General features: G+C 69.2%; 11 protein-coding genes and 1 riboswitch. Of the genes, 10 read left to right on the top strand and 1 reads right to left on the bottom strand.

Annotation, left to right across the window (positions count from 1 at the left end):
* The first annotated feature begins 154 nt into the window (after positions 1–154).
* The 10 genes from clsA (at position 155) to IE198_RS12000 (ending at position 10,385) form a co-directional block, all read left to right on the top strand.
* On the top strand, positions 155–763 hold the full coding sequence (gene clsA / locus IE198_RS12045) for a cardiolipin synthase ClsA (RefSeq protein WP_100106128.1): 609 nt from the start codon (positions 155–157) through the stop codon (positions 761–763).
* A gap of 120 nt (positions 764–883) precedes the next feature.
* On the top strand, positions 884–3,379 hold the full coding sequence (locus tag IE198_RS12040) for a mannose-1-phosphate guanyltransferase (RefSeq protein ID WP_189885618.1): 2,496 nt from the start codon (positions 884–886) through the stop codon (positions 3,377–3,379).
* 98 nt (positions 3,380–3,477) lie between these two features.
* A complete protein-coding gene (locus tag IE198_RS12035; protein ID WP_189885616.1) occupies positions 3,478–4,404 on the top strand; it encodes a DUF881 domain-containing protein in 927 nt (308 codons plus the stop codon).
* On the top strand, positions 4,401–4,733 hold the full coding sequence (locus IE198_RS12030) for a small basic family protein (RefSeq protein WP_003970459.1): 333 nt from the start codon (positions 4,401–4,403) through the stop codon (positions 4,731–4,733). Before IE198_RS12035 ends, IE198_RS12030 begins: the two co-directional genes overlap by 4 nt.
* A 4-nt stretch (positions 4,734–4,737) precedes the next feature.
* Complete coding sequence (locus tag IE198_RS12025) at positions 4,738–5,595, top strand: DUF881 domain-containing protein (RefSeq protein WP_189885614.1); 858 nt, start codon at positions 4,738–4,740, stop codon at positions 5,593–5,595.
* Between the two features lie 148 nt (positions 5,596–5,743).
* Positions 5,744–6,619, top strand: a complete 876-nt coding sequence (locus tag IE198_RS12020; protein WP_229833854.1) for an FHA domain-containing protein — start codon at positions 5,744–5,746, stop codon at positions 6,617–6,619.
* A gap of 42 nt (positions 6,620–6,661) precedes the next feature.
* Positions 6,662–7,405, top strand: coding sequence for a transcriptional regulator FtsR (gene ftsR, locus IE198_RS12015; protein ID WP_189885612.1), 744 nt, complete (start codon positions 6,662–6,664; stop codon positions 7,403–7,405).
* 53 nt (positions 7,406–7,458) lie between these two features.
* Positions 7,459–7,932: a bifunctional nuclease family protein gene (locus IE198_RS12010; protein ID WP_005320145.1), complete on the top strand. Its 474-nt coding sequence runs from the start codon at positions 7,459–7,461 to the stop codon at positions 7,930–7,932.
* Positions 7,933–8,191: 259 nt separating this feature from the next.
* Positions 8,192–8,737 carry a MerR family transcriptional regulator gene (locus IE198_RS12005; RefSeq protein ID WP_229833845.1) on the top strand — a complete coding sequence of 182 codons (546 nt, stop codon included), beginning with the start codon at positions 8,192–8,194 and terminating at the stop codon, positions 8,735–8,737.
* 49 nt (positions 8,738–8,786) lie between these two features.
* The gene (locus IE198_RS12000) at positions 8,787–10,385 is read left to right on the top strand and encodes a DNA polymerase IV (RefSeq protein WP_189885608.1); all 1,599 of its coding nucleotides are present in this window, start codon (positions 8,787–8,789) and stop codon (positions 10,383–10,385) included.
* Between the two features lie 164 nt (positions 10,386–10,549).
* Here the strand turns inward: IE198_RS12000 and IE198_RS11995 are convergent, their stop codons facing one another.
* Entirely contained in the window at positions 10,550–10,945 is a 396-nt protein-coding gene (locus tag IE198_RS11995; RefSeq protein WP_100110986.1) for a PRC-barrel domain-containing protein, read from the bottom strand.
* A gap of 102 nt (positions 10,946–11,047) precedes the next feature.
* Positions 11,048–11,145, top strand: a riboswitch (glycine riboswitch).
* The last annotated feature ends 32 nt before the right edge of the window (positions 11,146–11,177 follow it).

Here is an 11,177-nt window from a genome sequence, read left to right as displayed (position 1 = left end):
AGGACGCCGCCGAACAATCATTGTGGGAAAGCCCCGGAACACCGTTCCGGGGCTTTCCTGCGTTCAGCCCCCGGTACCCCCTTCGCAAGCCGACACAAGGTGCAGGTAGGGTACGGAGGCATCGTAGGCACGTTTCCCCACAGGAGGCCCCCGGGTGGAGGTCCAGGAGACCCGCGTTCAGACGGACCGGGTACTCACCATCCCCAACATCCTCAGCATGGCGCGTCTTGTCGGCGTGCCGCTCTTCCTGTGGCTGATTCTCCGCCCCGAGTTCGGCGGCCCCAAGAGCGACGGCTGGGCTTTGCTGGTTCTGATGCTGAGCGGCGTCAGTGACTATCTCGACGGCAAACTAGCCCGCCGATGGAACCAGATCAGCAGCCTGGGCCGCATCCTCGACCCGGCGGCGGACCGTCTCTACATCCTCTCCACCCTCGTCGGACTGACCTGGCGGGAGATTCTGCCGCTCTGGTTGACCGCCGCGCTATTGGCCCGCGAACTGATGTTGCTGGTCATGGTGGGAATCCTCCGCCGCCACGGCTATCCTCCGCCGCAGGTGAACTTCCTGGGCAAGGCCGCCACCTTCAACCTGATGTACGCCTTCCCCTTGCTGCTCCTGAGTGACGGAACGGGGTGGCTTGCGTCACTCGCGGCGATTTTCGGATGGGCGTTCGCGGGATGGGGTACAACTCTCTATTGGTGGGCAGGGATCCTGTATGTGGTCCAGGTCCGCCGTCTCGTCAAGGCGGACACAATGGCCGATTGACCTCGTCGGTGTGGTATCGCGCAGTGTCGCCGGCCGCGCGTGTCACCACATGTCACCAACGGTCACTTTGGACGGGTGAAGTCGGCTGACCGTCGTCTCTTCAAGGAGGACGCTTCCGACATGAAGGCCGTCGTGATGGCTGGCGGCGAAGGAACCCGCCTTCGCCCCATGACCTCGAGCATGCCCAAGCCGCTTCTGCCGGTGGTAAACCGGCCGATCATGGAGCATGTGCTGAGGCTGCTCAAGCGGCACGGGCTCACCGAGACCGTCGTAACCGTGCAATTTCTTGCCTCGCTCGTGAAGAACTACTTCGGCGACGGCGAAGAGCTCGGGATGGAGCTCACCTACGCCAACGAGGAGAAGCCGCTCGGAACCGCCGGCAGTGTGAAGAACGCTGAGGAGGCACTCAAGGACGACGCCTTCCTCGTGATTTCCGGTGATGCGCTCACCGATTTCGACCTGACCGACCTCATCTCCTTCCACAAGGAGAAAGGCGCGCTGGTCACCGTCTGCCTCACACGCGTACCGAATCCACTCGAATTCGGTATCACGATCGTCGACGAGGAAGGAAAGGTCGAGCGTTTCCTCGAGAAGCCGACCTGGGGCCAGGTCTTCTCCGACACCGTGAACACGGGCATCTACGTCATGGAGCCCGAGGTCTTCGACTACGTCGAGGCCGATGTGCCGGTGGACTGGTCAGGTGATGTGTTTCCGCAGCTCATGAAGGAAGGCAAGCCGATCTACGGCTATGTCGCCGAGGGCTACTGGGAGGACGTCGGTACGCACGAGAGTTATGTGAAGGCCCAGGCCGACGTCCTGGAACGGAAGGTGGACGTCGAACTCGACGGCTTCGAGATCTCGCCCGGAGTGTGGGTCGCGGAAGGTGCGGAGGTCCATCCGGACGCCGTGCTGCGGGGCCCGGTCTACATCGGTGACTACGCAAAGGTGGAAGCGGGCGCGGAGATCCGTGAACACACGGTCGTCGGATCCAATGTGGTCGTCAAGAGCGGCGCCTTCCTCCACAAGGCGGTGGTCCACGACAACGTCTACATCGGTCCTCAGAGCAACCTCCGCGGCTGCGTCATCGGCAAGAACACCGACATCATGCGGGCCGCGCGCATCGAGGACGGCGCCGTCATCGGTGACGAGTGCCTGGTCGGAGAAGAATCGATTGTCCAGGGCAATGTGCGGGTCTACCCGTTCAAGACCGTCGAGGCCGGCGCATTCGTCAACACGTCGGTGATCTGGGAGTCCCGGGGCCAGGCGCATCTCTTCGGCACCAGGGGCGTCTCCGGCATCCTGAACGTGGAGATCACCCCGGAGGTCGTGGTGCGCCTGGCCGGCGCGTACGCCACTACCCTGAAGAAGGGCGCCACGGTCACCACGGCACGCGACCACTCCCGTGGTGCGCGTGCACTGAAGCGGGCGGTGATCTCGGCACTGCAGGCCAGTGCCATCGACGTACGCGACCTGGAGAACGTGCCGTTGCCCGTGGCCCGTCAGCAGACGGCCCGGGGAAGCGCGGGCGGCATCATGATCCGTACGTCACCGGGTGTGCCCGACTCCGTGGACATCATGTTCTTCGACGAACGGGGGGCGGACCTCTCGCAGGGCGGCCAGCGGAAGCTGGACCGGGTGTACGCGCGTCAGGAGTACCGGCGGGCGTTCCCGGGCGAGATCGGCGACCTGCACTTCCCGTCCAGCGTCTTCGACTCCTATACGGGCTCCCTCCTGCGGAACGTGGACACCACCGGCATCGCCGAGTCGGGACTGAAGGTCGTGATCGACGCGTCCAACGGCAGCGCCGGCCTTGTGCTGCCGAGCCTTCTCGGCCGTCTCGGGGTCGACTCCCTGACGATCAACCCCGGCCTCGACGAGTCGCGGCCGACGGAATCCGCCGACACCAGGCGGTCCGGCCTGGTCCGGCTCGGGGAGATCGTCGCATCCGCGCGTGCGGCCTTCGGCGTGCGATTCGACCCGGTCGGCGAACGACTGTCCCTCGTCGACGAGCGCGGGCGGATCGTGGAGGACGACCGTGCGCTGCTGGTGCTGCTCGACCTGGTCGCCGCCGAACGACGCAGCGGCAGTGTGGCGCTGCCGGTGACGACGACGAGGATCGCCGAGCAGGTGGCCGCGTACCACGGCACCCAGGTGGAGTGGACGACCACGTCGCCCGACGACCTGACCAGGGTGGGCCGGGAAGAGACCACGATCTTCGGCGGTGACGGCCGGGGCGGCTTCATCGTGCCCGAGTTCAGCAGTGTCTTCGACGGTACGGCCGCGTTCGTACGGCTCGTCGGCCTGGTCGCCCGTACGCAGCTCACGCTGAGCCAGATCGACGCCCGGATCCCGCGGGCGCATGTGCTCAGGCGGGATCTCGCAACGCCGTGGGCCGTGAAGGGGCTCGTGATGCGACGCGTGGTCGAGGCCGCGGGGGACCGGCACGTGGACACCACGGACGGTGTGCGGGTGGTCGAGGCGGACGGCCGTTGGGTGATGGTGCTGCCGGACCCGTCGGAGGCCGTCACTCATCTGTGGGCGGAAGGGCCCGACGACGCTTCGGCGCAGGCGCTGCTCGACGAATGGTCGTCGGTCGTGGACAGCGCAGGTCACTGACCCCTGACCCGGTGTGCCGTGAGACGCCCGCGGGCGCCTCACGGCACACCGGTGGGGCCATTCGGCGGTAGCGGCTGCGACATGCGACGATGTGCGGCATGTCGCAGCAGCCCCCCGTTCGGAGCACAGGCTCTCCGCCCGCGCGCCCTGATGCGTCCATGTCGCTGCTGACCAATGTCATGGAGCACAGCCTCGACGACGGTTATGCCGAGGCATCGGCCCGTCGGGCCGAGGGCGGCGGGCTTCCCCGCACACTGCGCGCCAAGCTGGGGCTCGCCGCCGGGCTGGTGCTGGCAGCCGCCGTCGTCACGCTCGGAGCCGCAGAGGCGCAGATCTCGGCGCCCGTGCTCGCGAAGGAACGCGAAGAGCTCATCGACCGCGTCCAGGCGCAGACCCAGAGCGCCGATGCTCTGGAGCAGGACGTCGAGGCCCTTCGGAAGGACGTCGAGGAGCGGCAGCGCAAGGCCCTCAACACGGAGGGCGGCGATCAGAGCGCGACCGTCTCCCTGCTGGCCGGAGCCACCGACGTGCAGGGGCCCGGAGTGAAGCTCGTCGTGGACGATGCCAAGGACACCGACCAGGGCGGTGGCGGTCCCCGGGAGAGCAGCGGCTTCTCGGACACCGGCCGGGTACGGGACCGGGACATGCAGCGGGTCGTCAACGGGCTCTGGGAGTCCGGCGCGGAGGCGATCGCGATCAACGGGCAGCGGCTGACCGCCCTGTCGGCGATCCGTGCGGCGGGCGACGCCATACTGGTCGACAACAGGCCGCTGGTGCCGCCGTACACGGTGCTGGCGGTGGGGGACGGCAGCAAGCTGCGCAGCGCCTTCCAGGAGAGCGCCGACGGGCAGTATCTGCAGATCCTGAAGGAGGACTTCGGGATCCGTACCAGCATCTCCGACGAGGAGACGGTGCGTCTGCCCGCGGCCCCGAGCCTGATCGTACGAACAGCAGAGCCGAAGACCGCCGACGTCGGGCAGGGCCCCGGACCGGGGACGGCCGAAACAGAGAAGGGCACATCGTGATCGCCGTACTGGGCCTCGTCGTGGGAGTCGTGGTCGGCCTGTTGGTCCGTCCCGAGGTGCCGGCGGTGGTCGAGCCCTATCTTCCGATCGCGGTGGTCGCCGCGCTCGACGCCGTGTTCGGCGGTCTGCGGGCCATGCTCGACGGGATCTTCGTCGACAAGGTCTTCGTCGTGTCCTTCCTGTCGAACGTGGTGGTGGCCGCGCTGATCGTGTTCCTGGGCGACAAGCTGGGTGTAGGTGCCCAGCTGTCCACCGGAGTCGTCGTCGTCCTCGGCATCCGGATCTTCTCCAACGCCGCGGCCATCCGCAGGCATGTCTTCCGGGCGTGACTCCATGAACAGCGAAGAGAACCCGAAGGACGAGGCGCGGCGGCCGCGGCTGTCGCAGCCCCTGCCGCAGGCGCAGCCGCCCGCGCATGACGGCCCGCAGGAATCCGACTCGCAGGAACCCGGCGGCTCCGGGGCCGCGCCCCGGAGCGGCCGCCGGCGGCTGGCCGCGGCGCTCTGGCCGCCGCGGGTGACCCGTGCCCAACTGATCGTCGCGGTACTGCTGTTCGTCCTGGGACTGGGTCTGGCGATCCAGGTGCGTTCCAACAGTGACGAGAGCGCGCTGCGCGGCGCCCGCCAGGAGGACCTGGTCCGTATCCTCGACGAGCTCGACAACCGCACGCAGCGGCTCGAGGACGAGAAGCAGCGCCTCGAGGACCAGCGCACCGAGCTCGAGAACAGCTCCGACCAGGCCGAAGAGGCGCGGAAGCAGACGCTGCAGAAGGAGCAGCAGCTCGGGATTCTGGCCGGCACGGTCGCGGCGGAAGGACCGGGCATCACGCTGACGATCCAGGACCCGGCGAAGACCGTCGAGTCGGACATGCTCCTCGACACGATCCAGGAGCTGCGCGCAGCCGGTGCGGAGGCGATCCAGGTCAACGGCATCCGGGTCGTCGCGAGCACCTTCTTCTCGGGAAGCGCCGGTGACATCGAGGTGGACGGCAAGCGGATCACCGCGCCGTACACGTTCAAGGTCATCGGTGAGCCACAGGACTTGGAGCCGGCGCTGAACATCCCCGGCGGTGTGGTGCAGACCTTGGAGAAGGAGCAGGCCACGGCCGCCGTGGAGCGTTCCGAGGAGATCGTTGTCGATGCCTTGCGACCGGCGGAGCGGCCTGACTACGCTCGGTCGTCACCGCAGTGAAGCGGGCGCACATGGATACTGCCGGACCAGGGCAGGCGTTTGCAGGGGGTCGACGCGCCTCACTCGTGGTGCGTGGTGGAAACTGTCCGGTGGATACGGACGTTGTGAGGGTGTCCGGGTCGGCAGGTGTGTTGGTTGAGGGTTCGTCCTGCCCCACGGGCGGGTCTATTTCGGTCAAGGGGAAACGCCCGTGAAGTTGTTTGCGAAGTGGTTCGGCAAAAGTGCACGCGAGGACGGCAACGCCCGGCATCGCGCGCCGCGTCATGGCCAGAGCGAGGACCAGGGGGGCGAGCGCCCGCTGTTCCGGGACCAGGTCCCCGGTGGTGACAATTCGGGCGGACAGGGCGCGTCGTCTGTTGACCCTGCCGGTGCCGGAGGCATAGGTTTCGGGGAACCATCAGCCTCAAGTACGGGTGGAGGGTTTGCCCCCGACCCGTATGCGACCAATCCCCACGCGGGCCAGCCGCGGCAGGAGGATCCGTCCATGGCGGGTTTGCCGGTTTGTACGAGGTGCGGCCACCGGAACACCGAGGCCGGCCGGTTCTGCTCCAACTGCGGTGCGCCGCTGCGGGGCGGCGCTCCGGCCGAGCGCGCGGCGGAGACGACGTCGACCATCTCGATCTCCGGTATCGAGGCCTACGACTCAGAGGCGACGGGGCAGAGCGCCGTTCCCTCGCTCTCGCCGGAGGCCCAGGCCGCTGTCGAGGCCCTGCCGCTCGGCTCGGCACTGCTGGTGGTCCGCCGCGGGCCCAACTCGGGGAGCCGCTTCCTGCTGGACGGCGAGCTGACCACGGCCGGCCGCCACCCGCAGAGCGACATCTTCCTCGACGACGTCACGGTGTCCCGGCGGCACGTGGAGTTCCGCCGGGGTGCGGACGGTGGTTTCACCGTCTCCGACGTCGGCAGCCTCAACGGCACGTATGTGAACCGTGAACGGATCGACTCCGTGGTCCTGGCCAACGGCGACGAGGTCCAGATCGGCAAGTACCGGCTGGTCTTCTACGCGAGCCAGCGGGGCGTGTGACCCGCCCCCGGACTCCGTCCGGGGGGACCCCAGGGAAGGTACATGCTGCGAACACCGACGGGCGGTGCCGGTCGCGGTGCCGCCGCCGCGGGTGACCGCCCGATGAGCATCGGCGCGGTGCTCGGGCACCTGCGCGAAGAGTTTCCCGAAGTGACGATCTCCAAGATCCGCTTCCTGGAGGCCGAGGGGCTGGTCGAACCGAGCCGTACGCCCTCGGGGTACCGCAAGTTCAGTCCACAGGACGTCGAGCGGCTCGCGCTCGTGCTGCGGATGCAGCGTGACCACTACCTTCCCCTGAAGGTCATCCGGGACCAGCTGGACGCCCTGGAGCGGGGCGAGAGCGTCCAGCTGCCCGCGCAGGGCACGCAGCGGGACGTCTTCGACGCCGGCTGGGAGCCGGAGGCCGAGCGCCCGACCGCGGGCCGCATCGGCCGTGGCGCCCTGCTGGCCGCCGCCGAGGTCCCTGAGGAGCAGCTCGCCGAGTGGGAGTCGTACGGACTGCTGGTGCCGGACGAGAACGGCGCCTACGAGGCCGAGGCGGTCACCGTCGCCCGGCTCGTCGCCGACCTCGGGAGATTCGGTCTTGAGCCGCGGCATCTTCGCGCCATGAAGGCGTCGGCGGAGCGCGAGGCCGGGCTGGTGGAACAGATCGTCGCACCCCTGCGCCGGCACCGTAATCCCCAGACCAGAGCGCATGCCGAGGCGACCGTCAAAGAGCTGCTGGCACTGTCCGTGAGGCTGCATGCGGCGCTGGTGCAGACGGCTCTCGGCGTGCGGCTTTCCTGATCTTGGACCAACCCGACTACCCAAACCGGTCGCGCACGTCCTAGGGTTGCTGTGTGAACGAGCTCGACGTTGTGGGTGTCCGGGTCGAAATGCCCTCGAACCAACCGATCGTGCTCCTGCGTGAAGTGGGAGGCGATCGGTACCTCCCCATCTGGATCGGTCCGGGGGAGGCGACAGCCATCGCCTTCGCGCAGCAGGGCATGGCACCGGCCAGGCCGCTGACCCACGACCTGTTCAAGGACGTGCTGGAGGCGGTGGGCCAGGAGCTCACCCAGGTCCGCATCACCGACCTGCGTGAAGGCGTCTTCTACGCGGAGCTGGTCTTCGCCAGCGGGGTCGAGGTGAGTGCCAGGCCGTCCGACGCGATAGCACTGGCCCTGCGCACAGGTACACCGATCTATGGCAGTGACGGAGTGCTGGACGACGCCGGTATCGCCATCCCGGACGAGCAGGAGGACGAGGTGGAGAAGTTCCGCGAGTTCCTCGACCAGATCTCGCCGGAGGACTTCGGTTCGAGCAACCAGTGAGCGCCCCGGAGCAGTGGCGGTTGCGGTGACCGGGGCGCGGCGCGCTCGACCGTCCCCCGTCGGCGCATTCGAGTAGCCTTTCCCCGGATCGGGGCACGAGAAACCACTCTCAGGGTGATTATCACTCGGCGTGCCGAGTGTGGCGATCGTTGACGCACCCCTGGTGACTCCCTACCTTCGAGGTGGCAGGTCAAGGACGGAGGTCGGCGTGAGAAGCAGCGGCGACAGTACGGTTGGGGGCGGTCCCGGACCCGGTCCGGTGGAAAGCGGGCCGTATCCACTGCGGGACAGTGCGGCCGTGCCCTCCACCGACACCATCGGCTACCGGGGACCGACCGCGTGCGCGGCCGCCGGCATCACGTACCGGCAGCTCGACTACTGGGCGCGCACCGGTCTGGTGGAGCCGAGTGTCCGCTCGGCGTACGGCTCCGGCACCCAGCGGCTGTACAGCTTCCGCGACGTGGTCGTGCTCAAGATCGTCAAGCGTTTCCTGGACACCGGCGTGGCGCTGCAGAACATCCGCGCGGCCGTCCAGCACCTGCGGGCCCGCGGCTTCAGGGACCTCGAGCGGATGACGCTGATGAGCGACGGCGCGACGGTCTACGAATGCTCCTCGCCCGACGAGGTGGTCGGCCTGCTCCAGGGGGGCCAGGGAGTGTTCGGTATCGCCGTCGGCGTCGTGTGGCGGGATGTCGAGACGGCGCTCTCGCAGCTGCACGGCGAGCGGATCGACACGGGCGAGACCCTGGTCGGCCACAACCCCGCCGACGAACTGGCCAGACGCAGACGCGACCGGGCCGTCTGACGACGCTCGGCGCTCCCGGTTGTCAGTGGTGTGCGGGAGCATCGGAGATGTGAGAACCGCGCCGACGATCCTGCATCTCGACATGGATGCCTTCTTCGCCGCCGCCGAGCAGGCGGCGAAGCCGTCGCTGCGCGGGAAGCCGGTGGTCGTCGGCGGACTCGGTCCGCGAGGTGTGGTGGCCACCGCGTCCTACGAGGCCAGGCGTTTCGGCGTGCACTCGGCCATGCCGATGGCCCAGGCCCGGCGGCTCGCACCGAACGCGGCGTACCTCGTGCCGCGCTTCTCTCTCTACCGCTCGGTGAGCGAGCAGGTCATGGCGCTCCTCGGGCAGCTCTCGCCGCTGGTGGAGCCGCTCAGCCTCGACGAGGCCTTCATCGACCTGGAGGCGGGCGGAGCCGCCCATGACACGCCGACCGCCCGCGCGACCGGTGAGCGGCTGCGCGCCGACATACGAGCGGCCACGGGCCTGACCGGGTCGGTGGGGCTGGCGGGCTCCAAGATGCTCGCCAAGATCGCCTCCGAGCAGGCCAAGCCGGACGGTCTGGTCCTGATCGAGCCCGGCACGGAGCGTGAGCTGCTCGGCCCGATGCCGGTCCGCACCCTGCCCGGTGTGGGGCCCGCCACCGGAGAGCACCTGCGCCGGGCCGGCATGACCACGGTCGCCGACCTCGCCGAGGCCGGCGAGGACGAGCTCGTACGGCTGCTCGGCCGGGCGCACGGGGGGTCACTGTTCCGGATGGCGCTGGGACACGACGACCGCCCGGTGGTCGCCGAGCGGGACGCGAAGTCGGTGTCCGTGGAGGACACCTTCGACGTGGACCTGCACGACCGGGTGCGGGTGCGGATCGAGGTGGAGCGGCTCGCGGAGCGGTGTGTGCAGCGCCTGAGGGCGAGCGGGCACTCCGGCCGGACGATCGTGCTCAAAGTACGGCGCTACGACTTCTCGACGCTGACGCGCTCGGAAACGCTGCGCGGGCCGACGGACGATCCCGCGGTGGTGCGGGAGGCCGCCGGAAGACTGCTGGAGGCCGTGGACACCACCGGCGGTGTGCGGCTGCTCGGCGTCGGCGTCACCGGACTCACGGACTACACGCAGGAGGACCTCTTCGCCCAGGCCGCTGCGGGCGCAGCGGCCGAGGCGCCGGAGCCGGCCACGGCCGAAGTGGCGTCCGGTGCCGCCGCCCCCGAGCCGGGTGAGCCCGCACGTCCCGAGCCGGCGGAGCGGCGCTGGGCCGCAGGGCAGGACGTGCGTCACGCGCGGTACGGGCCCGGCTGGGTGCAGGGCAGCGGCGTCGGCCGGGTCACGGTGCGCTTCGAGGAGCCGTGGTCACCCCCGGGAAGGGTGCGGACGTTCAGCGTGGACGACGAGGATCTTCAGGCCGCGGACCCGCTACCGCTGCTCGCGCCGGCCTCTGCCGATCCGGCCGAGTCGCCCGAGGACGGCCGGCTTGAGGGGCCCGGCCATGGGGAGTCGTCGAAGTCCGCCGTAGAGCCGGTGGGCCCCGGGCCCACCGCTGCGCGGCCGGTGGCCGCCCCGGCGAGACCTTCGGGCCTGCCGGGGGCGGATGGGCCGCCCCCGGCAGGAGCCGGGCCTTCCGGCCCGGTGGGAGTGGCCGGGCCTGCCCGGGTGTTCGGGCAGTACAGCTAGCTCAGCGCGGCCGGTGCAGCAAGTGCTGCCGGGCCGTCGGACGAGCAGGCCCGTTCGCACCCGGGACGGGTGGGACGGAACGGGCGCTGCTTCGTTGCCGGGTGCGAACGTCCCTGCCACGGGCCTGGGGCCGTGGCAGGGACGGGGTGGACGCGGTGGCGGGGTCAGTCCTCCTGGCCCGCGACGCGGCCCAGGGACCGGTCTCCGGAGGCAGGGGCAGGGGTGGAGGGAGGGCCGGAGAGGTCGAGGCCGTAGTGGTGGTAGAGCTGGAGTTCCTGCTCGGGTGAGAGATGGCGGCCCACTCCGAAGTCGGGAGCGTCCTTGATCAGCGCACGTTCGTACGGGACGCGCAAGGTGTTGTCGACGAGCTCGCTCGGCTCGAGCGGTACGAACGCGTCCCGGCTGAACAGGCCGGTGCGCACGGCGGCCCATTCGGGCACTCCCGTGGCGTCGTCCAGATACACCTCGTCAACGGTCCCGATCTTGGTGCCATTGCGGTCGAACGCCTTGCGGCCGATCAGGCTGCGCGGATCGATGTCGGTCTGCACGGTCCCTCCAATTGGTCGCAACTGCTCCCCAAGGACTACAAAAGTCCACATCCTGGGTGTCGGCCACTCGAGCGATCGCGCGCGGGCCGCGCTGGTACGCTGGCAAACGGCTGCTGACCCTGTGCGGGAGAGTCCTCCGGAGAGAAGTCCGGAGGCGCCGAAGGAGCAAATCCTCCCCGGAATCTCTCAGGCACCTGTACCGCACGGACGAGGTCACTCTGGAAAGCAGGGCGGGCGTCGGACG

The sequence above is a fragment of the Streptomyces xantholiticus genome, from assembly GCF_014651015.1.
GTDB classification, from domain to species: Bacteria; Actinomycetota; Actinomycetes; order Streptomycetales; family Streptomycetaceae; genus Streptomyces; species Streptomyces xantholiticus.
The sequence above is the reverse complement of the archived record's forward strand: the minus strand, read 5'-3'. Positions and strand labels throughout refer to the sequence as shown.